Genomic DNA, 14,892 nt, shown 5'->3' with positions numbered 1-14,892 from the left:
TCAGTGGCCAAGCGTGACGAATCCGACGTCAGTGTCGCAATCGGAATAGCGGGGCGTATCGGTCGTGGGGATGGCCGCAGGCGCGGGGCTCGGGGAAGGTGGCAACAAGACGCAATGGCCTGGATGTCGCACCAGCGTTCCGTGCGTCGCATGCAGTGAAAGGCTGGCGAAAGGCCAATGGCATCGTTGCCTGAACCGCACGCGTGCTGTGACCTTTTTCGGACCATTTCTCCATGTTCGCTCCACAATCGCACGGTAGCCTTCATGCTCCTTCTACACGTTGGCGGGCTGGTGGTCAGGCGTATCACTCCAGTGGCAGTGCCCAGGACCGGGCGCGGATTCTCCCTGCAGGCAGTGCTGCGCCCCTCCGCGCTGCTGGCAAGCCTGGCCCTGGCTGGCTGCATGTCGGTGTCCATCCCGGATCTGCCTGATCGCACGCCCAGCGCCTGGACCCAGGTGCCGCAGGGGCAGGGCGTGGCGGTGGATGCCAGGCAGTGGTGGAAGGTGCTGGCCGACCCGGCGCTGGACGGCCTGGTGGACCAGGCCATCGCCGGTAACCTCGACCTGCAGCAGGCCACGCTGCGGCTGCAGGCCGTGCGGATCGTCGCCGGCACCTCGGACTCGCGCTTCCTGCCGGAAATCTCGGCCAGCGCCAAGCAGGTGCAGGACGCTGCTGCGGTCGATACCTATTTCCATGCCGGCATCGAAGCGATCTGGGACCTGGGCCTGTTCGGTGCCGCCGAGAGCGCGCAGCTGGGCGCGCAGGCCTCGGCCGGCAATGCCGAGGCGCTGCGTAGCGCCGCGCAGGTCGCGGTGATCGCCGACGTGGTGCGCAGCTATCTGGACCTGACCGTGGCACAGGCCCAGCAGGACCTGCTGGCCCGGCAACAGGCCGTGGATGATCGCGGCGAGCAGCTGGCCTTGATCCGTCAACGGCTGAGACTGGATGAGCCGGGCGAACTGGACCGCCTGCGTGCACGCCAGGCCGCCACCCGCGCCGCCGTCGCACAGGCTCGGGAAAACGCTGACAACGCGGCCCGCGCGCTGGCATTGCTGCTGGGCCGTGACGGTCCAGATCCGGCCTGGCGCGCATACCGCGCGCCGCCGAGGCTGGGCACGTTCTCGCTGCAGCAGGTGCCTGCGGATCTGCTGCGCCACCGGCCACAGATCCTGCTGGCCGAATCGGAGGTGATGCAGGCCGCCGCCAGCAAGGGCTCCGCCCGCGCGGCAATGTATCCGCGGGTCAGCCTCGGCGGCTCGATCCTGTACGCCTACAACCTCACCCAGAACGCGCGCTCCAATTCCGATTCCAGCCCGTCGATCGGCCCATACATCGACATCCCGCTGTGGGATTGGGGCCAGCGCCGCGCGCGCTTCCATGCCGATGAGAAGCAGCTCGATGCCGCGCTGCTCGGCTACCGCAAGGCGGTGCTGGAGGGTGTGAGTGAAGTGGAAGGCGCGCTGGGCAGCCTGGCTCGCCAGGACAGCAGCATCCAGTCGCTGCGTGCGGCCAATGATGCTGCTGGCCAGCAGGTCAAGCGCCAGGCGCGGCAGGTGCAGCTGGGCCTGTCCAGCGAGTTCGATGGGCTGGACACGCAGCGTGCGGCGCTGGCCTCGCAGGGCGACCTGATCGCCGCGCAGGGCGCGCGCGTACTGGCGTTCGCCTCGCTGTACCGCGCCTTGGGCGGCGCACCGCTGCCGGTCGAGGGTGAGGACGCTTCGCAATGATCGCGCTGGCCCGCAAGACCCTGGCCTATGAGTGGCGGCGGTTCCTGCCGGTGGTGCTGGCGATGTGTTTCGCCGGTGTGCTGCTGATCGTGCAGGCGGCACTGGTGCTGGGCATCTTCGGCACCGCCGCGATCTACGTGAAGGCGTCCTCGGCCGATATCTGGGCCGGTTTCCCCGGTACCCAGAGCGTCAACTACGGCCATGCGATCAGCGCGGATGTTGAAAGCTACCTGCGCATGGACCCGGATGTCACCCGCGTCGAACCCTACGAGTGGGTGGATGGCGAGTGGCGTTCCAGTGCGCAGGGTACAGGCAATGTGTCGGTCTACCTGTCCGGCATCTCCACCCGCGACGACGCGATGATGTTCGCTCGCATCCTGCCGGCCGATCTGCGTGCACAGCTGCGTGAACCGGGGGCCGTGATCGTGGACAGCGCCGACCTGGATACGCTCGGCGTGGACCTGCAGAGCAACCGCGCGTGGATCAACGGCAAGGCCGTGCGTGTGGTTGCCGCGCAGCCGGGGCTGCGTGGTCTTGGTGGCGTCAACGTGCTGGCCTCGCTGGATACCGCGCGCGCCATCGCCGGCACCGACCCGCATGAGGGCAGTACCTATTTCGTGGCGGGCGTGCGCTCGCCGGAACTGGCCGATCGCGTGCGTGACCGCCTTGCGGCGTCGATGGGCCAGGCCACACCGGTCGAGCTCTGGACCGCACCGGAATTCGCCAGCCGCTCTCAGCAGTACTGGTTGTTCGATACCGGCGCGGGTATCGCGGTGTTGTTCATGGCGGTCATCGTCTGCTTCGTCGGCGCGGTGATCACCAACCAGTCGTTCGCGTCGGTGGTGGCCGGATCGGTACGCGAGTACGCCACGCTCAATGCGCTCGGTGCGGGTCGCTATGCGCTGGCGCGCGTGGTGTTCGAGCAGGCATTGCTGATCGGCGGAGTCGGCATGTTGCTGGCGGCGGCCTTCAGCACGGTGGTGCTGTTGATTGCGCAGACCCAGCGCGTTCCGGTCCAGCTGACACCGATGGTGATCCTCGGCTGCGTGGCGCTGGTCGCGGTGATGGCCATGCTGTCGAGCATCATGGCGGTGCGCAGCGTGGTCCGCTCCGATCCATCGTTGCTGCTGCGTTGAGGACCGGCTGATGACTTCTACACGCGCCGTCGCTCCGACCCTGCGGGCCGACGCACTGGAAAAGGGCTTCATGTCCGGCGATGTGCAGGTGCCGGTGCTGCGTGGCCTGTCGCTGGACATCTATCCCGGCGAGCTGACCCTGGTATCCGGCCCTTCCGGATGCGGCAAGAGCACGCTGCTGTCACTGCTGTCCGGCCTGTCCGCCCCCGATGGGGGGCGCGTGCATGCACTCGGCCAGGATGTGGGCCACATGAGCCGCGCCGAAGTGGAGCGTTTCCGCCTGCACCATGTCGGTTTCGTGTTCCAGGGCTTCAACCTGTTCCCGGCGCTGACCGCGCTGGAGCAGGTGCAGCTGCCACTGGGCTACCGCGGCATGCGCAATCGCGAAAGCGAACCGCTGGCGCGCCGTGCGCTGGAAGAAGTCGGCCTCAGCCATCGCAGCCACATGCGCCCGGCGCAGCTGTCCGGCGGTGAGAAGCAGCGCGTTGCTGTGGCCCGCGCGTTTGCCAAGTCGCCGACGCTGATCTTCGCCGACGAGCCCACCAGCGCGCTGGATGCCGAGAACGGCCAGCGCGTGATCGATATCCTGCATCGCTACGCACGTGCGCATGGCGCCACCGTGCTGTGCGTAAGCCACGATCCGCGTCTGATCCGGCATGCCGACCGGGTGATCGCCATGGAAGACGGCATGGTCCGTGATGACCGCCGCCAGAACGAAACTGTAGAGTCCGCCCCATGACCAAGACGTCGAACCTGCTTCCCCTCAGCCTGGCCCTGTCGGCGGCATTGCTGCTCGGTGCCTGTTCCAGGGAAGCGCCCCCCCCCGCATCGGCACCCTCAGGCAAGTCGGGTACTGTCGTCGCCGGCAAGGTCGCCGTGGCGCGGGGCATCATCGACGTCGAAGGCGGGCTGATCGCACTGGCGCCACCGGTGGATGGCTCGATCACCGCTGCGCCGGTGAAGGAAGGCGCCGTGGTGAAGAAGGGGCAGCTGCTGCTGTCGCTGGATGGCGCCCTGTTGCAGCAGGAAGTGGCAATGGCCACCGCCGACCTGGCGTTGGCCAATGACCGCCTGAAGGGCAGCCAGGCGCAGCTGCGCGAACTGGAGCGCAACGCCACCCGCCTGTCTACGGGCGCCAGCGAAGGTGTGTCCTCGAACCAGCAGGCCGATGCGGCCAAGCAGCAGCTGGCCGGCGTACGTGCCGATGTCGACGTTGCCGGTGCGCAGGTCGACATGGCCCAGCACAAGCTGGAACACGCCAGGCTGAAACTGCAGCAGATGTCGCTGAGTGCGCCGGAAGCCGGCACGGTGGTCGGCCAGGTGCCGGGCCTTGGCGCCTTCGTGCAGGCGGGCAAGCCGGCGATCTCGTTGTTGCCGGCGCGCCCGCTGCAGGTGCGTGCCGAACTCAGCGCCGCCTATGCCGATGCCGTGCAGGTAGGCATGCAGGCCACGGTGGTGCCGGACAGCGATGGCGCCGAAAGCACCGGCACGCTGCCAACTGCACGCGTGGTGCGCATCAGCCCGGTGTTCGCGCAGGCACGCCTGCCTGAAGACGCAGGGCGCGGCGTGGCCAAGGTGGTGGAGTGCGTGCTGGAGTTCGATGGCGAGGCCAAGGCGCGCTTCGGCCAGCATGTGCGGGTGGAGTTCCGGAAGTAGGCCTGGCGTTGTGTCGGGGCGCTTATGAACCCTTTCGACGCCTGAGTGCCCGCCATGCGCTCACCGCCGACACCACGCACAGCGCCAGCAGCAGGCCCACATCCAGCAGCAGCAACCACAGCAGGTGCATACCGTGTACGGGCGGCTGGTGCATCGCCGACAGCATCCACGGTACCGACCACACAAGCAGCAGCGCGAAGGCGATCAGCAGGCGCAACCACAGCCGCTTCAGTTTCCAGGGCCGCACGATCAAGGCGGCCACCACCAGCTCGACCGTGCCCAGCAGCGTGAACACGATGACGGTGCTGGTTGGGTAGGGCAGCTCGGCGCCTTCCAGGCGATGCAGCAGCCAGTAGTCCGGGGTGAAGCCGGCGTTGACCAGCGCTGCGATCAACGCCAGCCAGGTCAATGCAACCAGCAACCAGAACAGGCGGACGTAGCGTCTAGGCATCGGCGGTGTCCGTGGTGGTGGGCAAGTGGCTGCGTGATGCATGGCGCACGGATATGGCGATCGCGGCCAGTGCCAGCAAACCCGGCCCGACCGTGAAGTACAGCAGGCGCAGCGGATGGTTGTGCATCAGCGTCCAGGTTGCGAATGCCAAGGGAATGGCCAGCACGAGCAGCTTGGCGAACAGCGGCCGCAGCACCGCAATCAGCGGCTGGGCGCCAATGAACATCCAGAACAGATGGAACTGGGCGATGCCCAGGCCGATGTCACGATGTGACGTAAAGCCGAAATGGTCGCGATACCCGTTCATTCCCAGTGGTTTCAGTGCCCAGTACAGCAGGGCCACCAGCAGGTGCAGCAGCAGGGCGATCAACAGGGGCGTGCCGCGAAGGAACATGGGCGAACCGGGCCGGGCGGGGCAGCGTACCCCAGCGCGGACGCCTGTGACCGCATGATGTGAAGACTGTTGACGGCGTGAAGGAATTTGGACACAATAGCGCTCCTTCGACACAGGTCGAATGGAATCTGCGGGAATAGCTCAGTTGGTAGAGCGCAACCTTGCCAAGGTTGAGGTCGCGAGTTCGAGTCTCGTTTCCCGCTCCAGATTCTACAGGGCCCCGGTAGGGGCCTTGTTTTTCTCCCGCCACGGCAAGGCGGGGCACGTTGGGCCACAAGGCTTTACGCGCAGTTAGAAAGGTGAAATCGCTGGTGTGTTTTCCGGATTTCCGGTAGCATGTCGGCTTACGCGGGAATAGCTCAGTTGGTAGAGCGCAACCTTGCCAAGGTTGAGGTCGCGAGTTCGAGTCTCGTTTCCCGCTCCATGTTCCGACAGGCCCCATCTTGGGGTTTTGTCTTGTCAGGGCTACGTTCCTGGCGCGCAGTACGTTGGCCTCATGGCAGAGTGGCTATGCACCGGATTGCAAATCCGTTTACAGCGGTTCGATTCCGCTTGAGGCCTCCAATTGAAAAGCCCTGACTCCGGTCAGGGCTTTTTGTTTGCCTGGATACCGGCACGCGCCCGGATCGATGCCCGCTACAGCATGGCCAGCGCCTGCACCGTGGCCTGGGTCAGCGGCTGGGGCAGGGCATCCCGCGCGAACCAGCCCAGCCCGGTCTGCACGCCCGGTTCCTGGATGGAGGCCTCGGCAGCGGCAGATGCCCGTGCCTCGAAGATCGGCGCGACCCAATGCTGCGCAAGCGCCGGCTCGAAATGATCGGCCACGCACAGCAGGCGCAGCAACGTCACTTCCAGCGCCGTCTCCTCGCGGATTTCACGGACCACGGCAGCCTCCACCGTTTCCATCCAGTCGACTTTTCCACCGGGCAGGCCCCAGTGCCCGCGCTCCGGCTCGCGTCCGCGCTGGATCAGCAGGATGCGGCCGTCGGCATCACGGACGACGGCGCCACATCCCACGCGGGGAATCTGCAGTTCAGTCATGGCGTTGGGTGAAGAAGGGACGTTCTTCATTCTCGCATGCACGTCGCATCAGGCGGACCCGCGCTAGGCTGGGCGCCTGTGTATCAACAACCTCGCAGGTGTGTCGCATGCTCATCCGGCAGCTTGGTGCTGACGACGCCGACATTCTCTGGCAGGCACGGTTGCAGGCGCTTGGCGAGTCGCCCGCTGCGTTCCTGTCCACGCTGGCCGAAGCGCAGAATGAGACGGCAGACGTGATGCGCATCCAACTTGCTGATCCTGGCACGCGCTACTTCGGCGCTTTCATCGACGGCATGCTTGCGGGCTTCCTGCGCTACGTACGCCCGATGCGGATGGCGCGACGGCATACGGCGGAAGTGCACAGTGTCCATGTGGGCACCGACCATCGTGGCCAGGGTGTCGCCCGCCAGCTTCTTCGTGCTGCGTTTGCGTCTGCGCGCGCCGAGGGCATTGAATCGGTCACCCTGACGGTGCTGGCGGACAATACTGCCGCGCGCAGGCTGTATGAATCGCTGGGTTTCAGCGCACTCGGAAGGGAGCCGCGGGCAGTCAAGCGCGAGGGCAGCTACACGGATATCGTTTCGTACTGGATCACGCTGCACTGACAGCGAAACGTTACCGCGGGCATGGTCATGTTTCCGTGGCACGATGAGGCTGGGCACCGGTTCCAGGAAGACAGGGCAATGCACGTTCAGGTATCCAGCAGGGAGCGCGTGGCGCCGGAACACCGTCAGCAGGCGGTGGATCTGCTCCGCGAGGCTTTCCCGGACATGCAGGGCGAGGGCTACGCCATCCCGGGGCCGGTCGCTCTGGTCCTGGCGATGGAAGGTGATCACGTGATCGCCCACCTCGCACTGTACGAACGCAATGCACTGCTGGACGGCGAGCCGGAACGCATCGGCCTGATCGGCGGCGTGGTGATGCGTGCCGACGTTCGCCGGCAAGGCGTTGCCTCGCGCTTGATCGAAGCGGCCCATGCAGAGCTGCGCCTGCACGGTATCGATTTCGCCGTGCTGTTCGCTCTGGATCATCGGCACTATGCTTCTGCGGGCTATGTGCCGATGCAGAACGAGACCTGCTTCATTGAAGACGGTCAAGCACGCCGGTTCGTCTATCGCGGCGGCATGGTGGCCACGCTGGGAGCGCGCCGCTGGACCACGGATGTGCTCGATCTGCAGGGCGAAACGGTCTGAATGGCGCCAGCGTGCAGTCGCCACCAAACCACCGTATCGTGGCGGTTGTCCAATGAACCAGGGAGCGGTGCAGGATGAAAGGGAAGGCAGTGATGGCGATGATCCTGCTGGGGTGTGCCCCGTTGGCATCGGCCCAGGTCTACAAGTGCAAGGGCGCATCCGGCGAAACGGTGTACAGCCAGAATCCTTGTGCTGCCGGCGCTGAACCCATGAAGCTGCGTTCCAGCCGTTCCTCCACGGAAACGGCGGGGGAGGCATCGAACCGCGCGGCGGTGTACCAGAACACCGAACTGGCCGACGCCGGCATCGCCGAGCGCAACTGCGTGCAGGGTGAGCGCTCGCGCATCTACGGTCCGCTGGAGTCCCGCAGCCAGCAGGTTGGCCGGCAGGTCGCCGAGCTGAACCATCAACTTGCTGCGGCGGGCACCAACCTGGCCGGCGCGACACAGGACTCCGGCATCCGTGCACAGATCGCCAGCCTGCAGCAGTCGTTGAGCGCTGAGCGCGTTGCAGCAGATACGCAGATGTCGAACGCGCGCGAACAGTGTGCATCGGTCCGGCGCGAACGTGAGCGGTCGGTGCGCGACAAGTTCAGCAGTTCGACCGCCCCTGCGAATTGACTGGTCACTGCGCGGTAGACGCGCGCATGGGCGTTTCCGCGCGGAAGTTGCGCCCGACCGGCTCTCCTACACCCAGGTAGTGCCGGAACAGGTAGATCAATGGTTTCCAGCGCGCCACATCGATGTGCTGGGTGCCGTCCACGGTGATGTCTTCGTGCGCATGCACGCAGCGGATGCGGGCTTCGACGATCACGAAGCCCTGGCCATCATCCTCGCCGGGCGGATGCATCGCCATTACGCTGGCCTCCACCTGTAACGGGCATTCGGCAATCGCCATCGGCGCAACGTGGGTGGATGCGACGGGGCTGAACCCGCCCAGCGCGAATTTGTCACGCACGTGCACGTAGCCCATCGCCTGCTTGGCGGCCGGCACAGGGTTGCAGCCGGTCGCTCTGGCGATGGCCTCGACCTGTGCGGCCTGCGCGGATGAGGGAAAGTTCAGCACGCACTGGTTGCGCAGCTGCAGGTTGCGATAGCCCTGGCCCTGCGTGCCGAGGCCCAGTACCACGCGGTTGCCCAGTGCCCAGAACGAAGAAAGCGGGCTGATGTTGTTGCTGCCATCGTCATTCAACGTGGTCATCAGCAGCACGGGCGTGCCCGGGTACAGGACCGATGGGGTGATGCGGCGGCGCTGGATCGAGGCGGTGTTCACGGTGGATCTCACGGTGGCGGGACGGCCACTGTGGCGTGGTTGCGGGCACCGAAGCTTCGGTCTGCATCGAAGTGTCTGCACAGGTGGGCGTGCCACAATCCCGGCATGGTCCACACCTCTGGTTCCCTTGTCAGTGTCGGCGCCCTGGTCGGTGACCAGGCACGCGCGGCCATGCTGCTGCAGTTGATGGACGGGCGTGCCTACACCGCAACGGAGCTGGCGCACGTGGCCGGTGTGACCCCGCAGACGGCGAGCATGCACCTGCGCAGGCTGGTCGAAGGTGATCTGCTGGTGGCGCTGGCGCAGGGGCGGCATCGCTATCACCGGTTGGCGTCAAGCGAGGTGGCAGAGATGCTCGAAGGCATCCTGCGCGTGGCCGACCGTACCCCCTCGTGTACCGCTGCGGCCGCGCGCAGCATGCCCGCGCTGCGCGAGGCGCGTTCCTGCTATCGGCACCTGGCCGGTGTGCACGCGGTAGCCATCACCGATCGCCTGCTGCAGGTGGGGCATGTGCTGCCCTGCGAAGGGCATTGGCGGATCAGCGCCGAAGGCGCCGCATTCCTCGGCGGGCTGGGCCAGCCACTGCGCGAGCTTCTGCGGCAGCCGGTGGTGGCCAAGCCGGCGCGTTATTGCCGTGGCTGCCTGGATTGCACCGAACGTCGCCCGCACCTGGCAGGCCTGGTCGGTGAGGCGATGCTGGACAGTTTCGTGAACAACGATTGGCTTCGGCGCGTGGAAGGCCGCCGGGAACTGCGCCTGACCCCACCGGGGCGTGAGGCATTGTGGCGGCTGTTCAACCTGGCGACCTGAGGTGCCCGTCCAGTCTCAGTCACCCACGACATGGCAAGGCGTTATGGTCGAGTTCCACGTCTCAGGGAGCTGCAATGGCGAGCAAGGACATCACGGGTCGCTTCGGGCACGGAGCGAATCGGAAATGAGCAAAATCTTGGCAGATGTGCGCTGGCTGACCTTCCGGTTGAAGAACGGGCAATCCATTGGACCGGAGCGGCTGAAGGACGGATGGGTGATTGCCTCGGAGACCGCTCGCTGCGAGGTCCGCCGCGAGCATATCGAGGGATCGGGCCTGGTGTATGCACTGTATGCGCCGGCCAACCTGGCCTCGCCACGGCGGGCGGAAATGCGCATGCGCGAATTCCTGATGAGCTCCGGCTACACCTTCACGATGGGCACGCTGGGCGGTTGATCCGGCCTGTTGCGGCAACGGGCGCACGGTCAAGGCCTGGTCAAGCGTGCCAATTGGACCGCGCGCATCGTGCAGCACCGTGCGGGTCAGGCCAAGCCCCTGTCGGCCGAACGAGACTGACGTGTCGAAGCCCAGCCATTCGCCTTCGGGCGTGCCGAACAGGTGGGCTGAGCCGGCCCCCGAAGGAGCCGGCCGGACACCGGTCAGGGCGACGGGCAGTCCATTTCACGACACAGCTTGTATTCGGCCAGGCACTGCTCGGAGGTCTTGCCCAGCGGTCCATGTGATGTACGCAGGCACTGCTCGTACTTCAGGGTGCAGAACTCGCAGGAATCTGCAGCGAAGGCCAGGCCGGTCACGGCCATGCCAAGGAGCATCACGGTCTTCAAGGTCGTCTTGATCATCACGTCAGTCCTTTGTGTGCCCGTCAATGGGCCGGGCCACCATAGCAGCACTTGCTGGACGGTCCTGATGCGCTGCGGCACGCGCTGGTCTCAGTGCTGTACCGCCTTCAAGGCGTCGACCACCTGTGCTTCCGAAAAGCCACAATGCCCTTCGCCCACCGATGGCAGTACCCGTGGCGCTGGCCGCGCACCGGCGTGTGCGGCCAACTGCGGATACGCCGTCTGCATGTGCGGCACGATGGTCGGGTCGTTGTGGTTGAACTGGATCACCAGCGGGCGCTTCAGGGCGCCGGTCAGCGCCAGCGTCGCGCGCACCTTGGCCTGCGCGGCGGGTACAGCTTCGATGCGCTGCACCCCGGCATTGAATGCGGAGTCATCGCCGAAGCCGCTGTAGACCACGCCCCTGTTGCCGACCGGCATGCCACCGCTGCGTGTGGCCAGTTCATGCAGGACCAGGGCGTGCAGGCTGATCGTGCCGGCCACTTCGCCGCGGGAGACCTGCAGCCGCTGCGCCAGCAACGCGGCATGCGCCGGGTCGCGCTGCAGCGCAGTAGCGATTCCCTGGTACAGCTCACCCTGCGGCAGCAGGGCCGCTTCGCGCGATGCCAATCCGGTGCCCGGCAGCCCCTCCGCCTTGGGGAAGAAATAATCGAACGCGACCAGCGTGGTCAGCAGGTCGGCCGCGATCTGTTCGCCACTGAGATTGGCACCGCACAGCGACACGCCACCGGCATAGTGCTGCGGGAAGCGCTCGAGGCTGCCGATGGTCACGGCGCCGCCCATCGAGAAGCCGAGCATCCAGGTGTGCTGCACGCGCTTGAGTTCACCCAGCGCATGGTGTCGCAGGTGTTCCATGTCGTTGACCGCATCAGCCACCGCCCAGCCCTGGCCGGAATACGCGCTCTGCGCGACGGCGTAACCGGCGCCCAGCAGCGCTGCCGTGCTGTCGTTGGCGGCCATTGGCATGGTGCGCGGCACGCCCACGGGCTCATAGCCGTGGGCCAGCATCACCAGGTCGCCGTTCCAGTCTGCCGGTACATCCAGCCGCCAGGGGGCGCCCTGCAGCTCGCCGCTGAGCGTGCGTGGCGCCGAGGGTGGTGCTGCCAGCAATGCCGTCGAAGGAAGCAGCAGGCCAAGGGCGAGGGCACATCGAAGCAAGGGGCGCATCGTGGTCATTCCATGCGGGAATGGCGCCGAGCATAGATGCCAATGAAACGTTGCGCGCGCTGCACTGCCGCAGGGGGTTGCGGGCCGAAGAGGCGGCGCTCTACGCTGGCGGCATGGCCCCGCATGTCACCGCGTCGATTATCCGCATTCCCCACGGGAAGGCGGGGTAGCGCGCGGTCGTTACGGCCCTGCAACCCGCCCGGGAAGGCGGATTGCACGCAGCGCTCTCCCGGGAACTGGAATCCACCGAGGAGATCGTAGATGCAATACCCTTCACCCGCCGCCGACGGCGCAACCCTGCACCTGCTGTGCGGCAAGATTGGCGCAGGAAAGTCCACGCTGTCGCGGCAACTGGTGGCGAGGCCGCACCACGTGCTGATCAGCGAGGACGCATGGTTGGCAGCGCTGCACCCGGGCGAAATCCACTCCATCGCGGATTATCTGCAGCGCGCAGCCACGCTGCGCAGCGTGCTGACCGATCATCTGCGTGCGCTGCTGCAGGCCGGCGTTTCGGTGGTGCTCGATTTTCCCTTCAACACGCCCGCCACCCGCGCGTGGGCGCGTGAGGTGTTCTCGCCAGTGGGCGCCGCGCATCAACTGCACTTCCTCGATGTTGCCGACGAAGTCTGCAAGGCGCGGCTGCGTGCACGCAATGCGCGCGGCGAGCATCCCTTCCAGGCCAGCGATGAGGAATTCGAGCAGATCACCCGTCACTTCGTGGCACCGGCCAGGGAAGAAGGCTTCGTGGTAATCCGCCATACGGCGTAGGGGTGGCCTGGAAGCGGATCAGCGCGCGGGCGCCGGTCCACCGCAGGCGACGCGATGCATGGGAAAGTCGATCGCCTGTGCCGGATTGTCCTGCGCGATCTCGATGCGCGCATGCGCCCGCTGCTCGTCCAGGCGCCGGTAGCGGATGCGCTGCGGAAAGTCGTTGGTCGGGTTCTCGAACACCGCCTCGTTGCCATCGACCCGCGTGGCGTTGAAGTCCGTGGCGTTCTGGCCAGAGGGCAGGGCGGTCAGTACCAGGCGCCCATCATCGTGCTGGCGCAGTTGCATGAATTCGAAGCCGACGGTTCGCCCGTCACGCAGGCTGCGGCTGCTGCCGAACAGGGTGTTTCCAGCAAGGCTGGACCACTGCTCGCCGGCGCCGGGCGGCTGCCCGTCAAGTTGCCAGCAGCCGGCCAGCCAGGCCAGGTGTTCGATCTTCGACGGCGGCGAGGCCTGTGCGTGGGCCACCGCAAGCAGCAGCGTCAGCAGGGCCGGGGCGATGCGGATCGACATCGGTGCCTCAATGCGCGGGAATCTGGGGCCTGTATAGCGCCCGGTGGACCGCCCGGCCAGTGCCCTCCTTTCCTGCAGTGATTCCGATACGATCTGTCGCACTGAGCCTGTCTCGCTTGACCCAACGTCCCGCCATGGTCGATCGCCTCGCCATTCTGCTTGAACGCTTCGCGGTCACCGCCTCGGTGTTCCATGCCGGTGCGCTGTGCGGCATCAACACGCTGGACGGCGAGGATGAGGCCGGCCAACTGCACCTGGTGCGACGTGGCCCGCTGCAGGTCAGTCATGGCCAGCAGACCGTACAGGTCGAGGTGCCCAGCCTGCTGCTGTACCCGCGCCCGATGCCGCACCGCTTCAGTACCGATCCTCAGCAGGGCGCCGACATGGCCTGCGCGAACCTGCATTTCGAAGGCGGCCGGCTGAATCCGATCAGTGCCGCGCTGCCTGATTTCATCTGCCTGCCACTGGCCGAGCTGTATGGCGGCAAGGCGGCCCTGGAGTTGTTGTTCGAAGAAGCGTTCGAGCAGCGTTGCGGGCGAGCGGCGATGGTCAACCGTCTGTTCGAGGTGGTGATGATCCAGGTGCTGCGCCAGCTGATGGAAGGTGGCGAAATGCGCGGCGGTCTGTTCGCTGGGCTTGGCCATCCGCGATTGCGGCTGGCGCTGGTGGCGATGCATGAAGCCCCGGCGCAGGGATGGACGCTGGAAGATCTGGCCGAGGTGGCCGGGATGTCACGCAGCGTGTTCGCCGCCAGCTTCCGCGAAGCGATGGGGACCACCCCGGGCCAGTACCTGCAGGGCTGGCGGGTTGGGCTGGCACAGCAGGCGCTGCGCCAGGGCCGGCCGCTGAAGCGGATTGCCGACGAGGTGGGCTATGGCAGCGAGGCGGCACTCTCGCGCGCGTTCAAGGCGCACACGGGGCAGTCACCACGCGAATGGCGCGGACAGGCGCGTGCTGGCGCGGCCTGAGCCTCAGCCCAGGACCAGCCGGGCCAGCTTCATGCCACCGAACAGGCCGGCCAGGCCCAGTGCCACCGAGCCACCGGCATACAGCGCGGCCAGCCCATGCTGGCCGCGCTGCAGCAGCAGGCCGATCTCCAGCGCATAGGTGGAGAACGTGGTGTAGCCGCCGAGGATGCCGGTGGCGAGCAGCAGGCGCAGCTGCGGCGAGGCGCCATTGCGCATCGCGAAGACCTCGACCACCACGCCCATCAGCAGCGCGCCGCTGATGTTGATCAGGAAGGTCGACCACGGCCAGGGGCTGCCGACGGCCACCCGGGCGCCGATCAGGTTGCAGGCATGGCGAAGGCAGGCGCCGATGCCACCTCCGATGAAGACCAGGACATAGTTGTTCAGCGTTTGCATCGCGTGCCTCGAGTGCAGGGTCGATGGCGAACGCCGAGGGCAGGCACGGCCTGCCATCGACGAACACCGGGTTCGTCTTGGCAGGAGCCATCAGCCTTCTCAGGCGGTTATCGGGGGAGCCCCATCCCCATCGTGGTCCATGCTACCAGCGGTAGTGCATTCACGTCATCGAGGTGGTCAGCACGCGGGCGACCTTGCTGCGGCTGAAGCCATCCATCAGCAGTTCGAACGCGAGCAGGTCCAGCGCCGCGTGGCGGCGGTGGTCGATTTCCAGGCCATTCTCGGCCACCAAGTGACTGACCAGCTCGTAGGCGTCCTGCCATACATCCAGGTGGGCCTGGCTGGGAATGTAGGCGTTACCCGGCTCCCCGACGCCGCGCCCGTTCACTCCGTACAGCAGCTCGCGTGCGTCCAGCTTGGCCGCATCTGCGATGCGGAACAGCTGCTCGGCTTTCACATGGGACGCACTGACATGGTCGTTGAGCCAGTTGCTGATGGTTGCCGTGGTGGATTTGGCGGCGCGGGCCAGATCGGCCGGGCGGGGGTGCCCGGCTTTCTTCATGGCGGCGGCGAGTCGTTGGCCGAGAGTATTCATCTATGC

Annotated in this window: 20 protein-coding genes, 3 tRNA genes and 1 riboswitch; of the genes, 14 read left to right on the top strand and 9 right to left on the bottom strand. The window is 66.4% G+C overall.

The window, feature by feature from the left end:
• The first annotated feature begins 264 nt into the window (after window positions 1–264).
• The 4 genes from ACZK0Z_RS15260 to ACZK0Z_RS15245 are packed head-to-tail and all read left to right on the top strand — an operon-like array spanning window position 265 to window position 4,520.
• On the top strand, window positions 265–1,728 hold the full coding sequence (locus ACZK0Z_RS15260; protein ID WP_197632310.1) for a TolC family protein: 1,464 nt from the start codon (window positions 265–267) through the stop codon (window positions 1,726–1,728).
• The gene (locus tag ACZK0Z_RS15255; RefSeq protein WP_049429472.1) at window positions 1,725–2,864 is read left to right on the top strand and encodes an ABC transporter permease; all 1,140 of its coding nucleotides are present in this window, start codon (window positions 1,725–1,727) and stop codon (window positions 2,862–2,864) included. The genes ACZK0Z_RS15260 and ACZK0Z_RS15255 overlap by 4 nt, the downstream gene beginning before the upstream one ends.
• Window positions 2,865–2,874: 10 nt before the next feature.
• Window positions 2,875–3,603: an ABC transporter ATP-binding protein gene (locus tag ACZK0Z_RS15250; protein ID WP_049429471.1), complete on the top strand. Its 729-nt coding sequence runs from the start codon at window positions 2,875–2,877 to the stop codon at window positions 3,601–3,603.
• On the top strand, window positions 3,600–4,520 hold the full coding sequence (locus ACZK0Z_RS15245) for an HlyD family secretion protein (RefSeq protein WP_197632311.1): 921 nt from the start codon (window positions 3,600–3,602) through the stop codon (window positions 4,518–4,520). Before ACZK0Z_RS15250 ends, ACZK0Z_RS15245 begins: the two co-directional genes overlap by 4 nt.
• Window positions 4,521–4,542: 22 nt before the next feature.
• Here ACZK0Z_RS15245 and ACZK0Z_RS15240 read toward each other — a convergent pair whose 3' ends face one another.
• On the bottom strand, window positions 4,543–4,971 hold the full coding sequence (locus ACZK0Z_RS15240) for a hypothetical protein (protein ID WP_049429469.1): 429 nt from the start codon (window positions 4,969–4,971) through the stop codon (window positions 4,543–4,545).
• Window positions 4,964–5,365, bottom strand: coding sequence for a hypothetical protein (locus ACZK0Z_RS15235; RefSeq protein ID WP_197632312.1), 402 nt, complete (start codon window positions 5,363–5,365; stop codon window positions 4,964–4,966). The genes ACZK0Z_RS15240 and ACZK0Z_RS15235 overlap by 8 nt, the downstream gene beginning before the upstream one ends.
• A 130-nt stretch (window positions 5,366–5,495) precedes the next feature.
• Between ACZK0Z_RS15235 and ACZK0Z_RS15230 the strand changes: the two genes are divergently transcribed.
• The 3 genes from ACZK0Z_RS15230 (at window position 5,496) to ACZK0Z_RS15220 (ending at window position 5,929) form a co-directional block, all read left to right on the top strand.
• Window positions 5,496–5,571: transfer RNA gene (locus ACZK0Z_RS15230), tRNA-Gly, on the top strand.
• 142 nt (window positions 5,572–5,713) lie between these two features.
• Window positions 5,714–5,789, top strand: a tRNA-Gly gene (locus ACZK0Z_RS15225).
• A 66-nt stretch (window positions 5,790–5,855) separates the two neighbouring features.
• Window positions 5,856–5,929, top strand: a tRNA-Cys gene (locus ACZK0Z_RS15220).
• 72 nt (window positions 5,930–6,001) lie between these two features.
• On the opposite strand, the gene ACZK0Z_RS15215 is transcribed toward ACZK0Z_RS15220, so the two are convergent.
• Window positions 6,002–6,406: an NUDIX domain-containing protein gene (locus tag ACZK0Z_RS15215; protein ID WP_049430614.1), complete on the bottom strand. Its 405-nt coding sequence runs from the start codon at window positions 6,404–6,406 to the stop codon at window positions 6,002–6,004.
• Between the two features lie 107 nt (window positions 6,407–6,513).
• Here ACZK0Z_RS15215 and ACZK0Z_RS15210 point away from each other — a divergent pair, with 107 nt between their 5' ends.
• The 3 genes from ACZK0Z_RS15210 (at window position 6,514) to ACZK0Z_RS15200 (ending at window position 8,219) form a co-directional block, all read left to right on the top strand.
• Window positions 6,514–7,011 carry a GNAT family N-acetyltransferase gene (locus tag ACZK0Z_RS15210; RefSeq protein ID WP_197619660.1) on the top strand — a complete coding sequence of 166 codons (498 nt, stop codon included), beginning with the start codon at window positions 6,514–6,516 and terminating at the stop codon, window positions 7,009–7,011.
• A gap of 78 nt (window positions 7,012–7,089) precedes the next feature.
• Window positions 7,090–7,599: a GNAT family N-acetyltransferase gene (locus tag ACZK0Z_RS15205; RefSeq protein ID WP_336339773.1), complete on the top strand. Its 510-nt coding sequence runs from the start codon at window positions 7,090–7,092 to the stop codon at window positions 7,597–7,599.
• Between the two features lie 92 nt (window positions 7,600–7,691).
• The gene (locus tag ACZK0Z_RS15200; RefSeq protein ID WP_295548533.1) at window positions 7,692–8,219 is read left to right on the top strand and encodes a DUF4124 domain-containing protein; all 528 of its coding nucleotides are present in this window, start codon (window positions 7,692–7,694) and stop codon (window positions 8,217–8,219) included.
• Window positions 8,220–8,223: 4 nt separating this feature from the next.
• On the opposite strand, the gene ACZK0Z_RS15195 is transcribed toward ACZK0Z_RS15200, so the two are convergent.
• Entirely contained in the window at window positions 8,224–8,871 is a 648-nt protein-coding gene (locus ACZK0Z_RS15195; protein WP_049430621.1) for a flavin reductase family protein, read from the bottom strand.
• 105 nt (window positions 8,872–8,976) lie between these two features.
• Here ACZK0Z_RS15195 and ACZK0Z_RS15190 point away from each other — a divergent pair, with 105 nt between their 5' ends.
• Together ACZK0Z_RS15190 and ACZK0Z_RS15185 are read left to right on the top strand one after the other, a co-directional pair.
• Complete coding sequence (locus ACZK0Z_RS15190) at window positions 8,977–9,681, top strand: ArsR/SmtB family transcription factor (RefSeq protein WP_049430624.1); 705 nt, start codon at window positions 8,977–8,979, stop codon at window positions 9,679–9,681.
• A gap of 124 nt (window positions 9,682–9,805) precedes the next feature.
• Window positions 9,806–10,075, top strand: coding sequence for a hypothetical protein (locus tag ACZK0Z_RS15185; protein WP_049430626.1), 270 nt, complete (start codon window positions 9,806–9,808; stop codon window positions 10,073–10,075).
• Between the two features lie 203 nt (window positions 10,076–10,278).
• On the opposite strand, the gene ACZK0Z_RS15180 is transcribed toward ACZK0Z_RS15185, so the two are convergent.
• The gene (locus ACZK0Z_RS15180; protein WP_049430627.1) at window positions 10,279–10,479 is read right to left on the bottom strand and encodes a hypothetical protein; all 201 of its coding nucleotides are present in this window, start codon (window positions 10,477–10,479) and stop codon (window positions 10,279–10,281) included.
• A gap of 90 nt (window positions 10,480–10,569) precedes the next feature.
• Entirely contained in the window at window positions 10,570–11,646 is a 1,077-nt protein-coding gene (locus ACZK0Z_RS15175; RefSeq protein ID WP_049430629.1) for an alpha/beta hydrolase family protein, read from the bottom strand.
• A gap of 261 nt (window positions 11,647–11,907) precedes the next feature.
• On the opposite strand from ACZK0Z_RS15175, the gene ACZK0Z_RS15170 reads away from it, so the two are divergent.
• Window positions 11,908–12,414, top strand: a complete 507-nt coding sequence (locus tag ACZK0Z_RS15170; protein WP_197619664.1) for a P-loop nucleotide/nucleoside kinase family protein — start codon at window positions 11,908–11,910, stop codon at window positions 12,412–12,414.
• 18 nt (window positions 12,415–12,432) lie between these two features.
• On the opposite strand, the gene ACZK0Z_RS15165 is transcribed toward ACZK0Z_RS15170, so the two are convergent.
• Entirely contained in the window at window positions 12,433–12,927 is a 495-nt protein-coding gene (locus tag ACZK0Z_RS15165; protein WP_049430632.1) for a DUF6265 family protein, read from the bottom strand.
• A 134-nt stretch (window positions 12,928–13,061) separates the two neighbouring features.
• Here ACZK0Z_RS15165 and ACZK0Z_RS15160 point away from each other — a divergent pair, with 134 nt between their 5' ends.
• Entirely contained in the window at window positions 13,062–13,895 is an 834-nt protein-coding gene (locus ACZK0Z_RS15160) for an AraC family transcriptional regulator (RefSeq protein ID WP_197619684.1), read from the top strand.
• A gap of 3 nt (window positions 13,896–13,898) precedes the next feature.
• Here the strand turns inward: ACZK0Z_RS15160 and crcB are convergent, their stop codons facing one another.
• Together crcB and ACZK0Z_RS15150 are read right to left on the bottom strand one after the other, a co-directional pair.
• Window positions 13,899–14,291: a fluoride efflux transporter CrcB gene (gene crcB / locus ACZK0Z_RS15155; RefSeq protein ID WP_049430634.1), complete on the bottom strand. Its 393-nt coding sequence runs from the start codon at window positions 14,289–14,291 to the stop codon at window positions 13,899–13,901.
• 74 nt (window positions 14,292–14,365) lie between these two features.
• Window positions 14,366–14,429: riboswitch (Fluoride riboswitch) on the bottom strand.
• A 22-nt stretch (window positions 14,430–14,451) separates the two neighbouring features.
• Window positions 14,452–14,853 (bottom strand): transcriptional regulator, encoded by a 402-nt coding sequence (locus tag ACZK0Z_RS15150; RefSeq protein ID WP_005408921.1) that lies wholly within the window; start codon window positions 14,851–14,853, stop codon window positions 14,452–14,454.
• Window positions 14,854–14,892: the final 39 nt, after the last annotated feature.

The sequence above is a fragment of the Stenotrophomonas sp. 116085_Sma genome (genome assembly GCF_056479585.1).
Note: the sequence above shows the minus strand (reverse complement) of the source record. Positions and strands in the feature narration are given on the sequence as shown.

Excerpts from the sequence above, each read along its gene's own strand:
- ACZK0Z_RS15250 (WP_049429471.1), top strand. The coding sequence starts at position 2,875 with ATGACTTCTACACGCGCCGTCGCTCCGACCCTGCGGGCCGACGCACTG.
- ACZK0Z_RS15190 (WP_049430624.1), top strand. The coding sequence starts at position 8,977 with ATGGTCCACACCTCTGGTTCCCTTGTCAGTGTCGGCGCCCTGGTCGGT.
- ACZK0Z_RS15150 (WP_005408921.1), bottom strand. The coding sequence starts at position 14,853 with ATGAAGAAAGCCGGGCACCCCCGCCCGGCCGATCTGGCCCGCGCCGCC.
- ACZK0Z_RS15175 (WP_049430629.1), bottom strand. The coding sequence starts at position 11,646 with ATGCGCCCCTTGCTTCGATGTGCCCTCGCCCTTGGCCTGCTGCTTCCT.
- ACZK0Z_RS15205 (WP_336339773.1), top strand. The coding sequence starts at position 7,090 with ATGCACGTTCAGGTATCCAGCAGGGAGCGCGTGGCGCCGGAACACCGT.
- crcB (WP_049430634.1), bottom strand. The coding sequence starts at position 14,291 with ATGCAAACGCTGAACAACTATGTCCTGGTCTTCATCGGAGGTGGCATC.
- ACZK0Z_RS15260 (WP_197632310.1), top strand. The coding sequence starts at position 265 with ATGCTCCTTCTACACGTTGGCGGGCTGGTGGTCAGGCGTATCACTCCA.
- ACZK0Z_RS15245 (WP_197632311.1), top strand. The coding sequence starts at position 3,600 with ATGACCAAGACGTCGAACCTGCTTCCCCTCAGCCTGGCCCTGTCGGCG.
- ACZK0Z_RS15200 (WP_295548533.1), top strand. The coding sequence starts at position 7,692 with ATGGCGATGATCCTGCTGGGGTGTGCCCCGTTGGCATCGGCCCAGGTC.
- ACZK0Z_RS15160 (WP_197619684.1), top strand. The coding sequence starts at position 13,062 with ATGGTCGATCGCCTCGCCATTCTGCTTGAACGCTTCGCGGTCACCGCC.
- ACZK0Z_RS15240 (WP_049429469.1), bottom strand. The coding sequence starts at position 4,971 with ATGCCTAGACGCTACGTCCGCCTGTTCTGGTTGCTGGTTGCATTGACC.
- ACZK0Z_RS15165 (WP_049430632.1), bottom strand. The coding sequence starts at position 12,927 with ATGTCGATCCGCATCGCCCCGGCCCTGCTGACGCTGCTGCTTGCGGTG.
- ACZK0Z_RS15185 (WP_049430626.1), top strand. The coding sequence starts at position 9,806 with ATGAGCAAAATCTTGGCAGATGTGCGCTGGCTGACCTTCCGGTTGAAG.
- ACZK0Z_RS15255 (WP_049429472.1), top strand. The coding sequence starts at position 1,725 with ATGATCGCGCTGGCCCGCAAGACCCTGGCCTATGAGTGGCGGCGGTTC.
- ACZK0Z_RS15180 (WP_049430627.1), bottom strand. The coding sequence starts at position 10,479 with ATGATCAAGACGACCTTGAAGACCGTGATGCTCCTTGGCATGGCCGTG.
- ACZK0Z_RS15170 (WP_197619664.1), top strand. The coding sequence starts at position 11,908 with ATGCAATACCCTTCACCCGCCGCCGACGGCGCAACCCTGCACCTGCTG.
- ACZK0Z_RS15210 (WP_197619660.1), top strand. The coding sequence starts at position 6,514 with ATGCTCATCCGGCAGCTTGGTGCTGACGACGCCGACATTCTCTGGCAG.
- ACZK0Z_RS15235 (WP_197632312.1), bottom strand. The coding sequence starts at position 5,365 with ATGTTCCTTCGCGGCACGCCCCTGTTGATCGCCCTGCTGCTGCACCTG.
- ACZK0Z_RS15215 (WP_049430614.1), bottom strand. The coding sequence starts at position 6,406 with ATGACTGAACTGCAGATTCCCCGCGTGGGATGTGGCGCCGTCGTCCGT.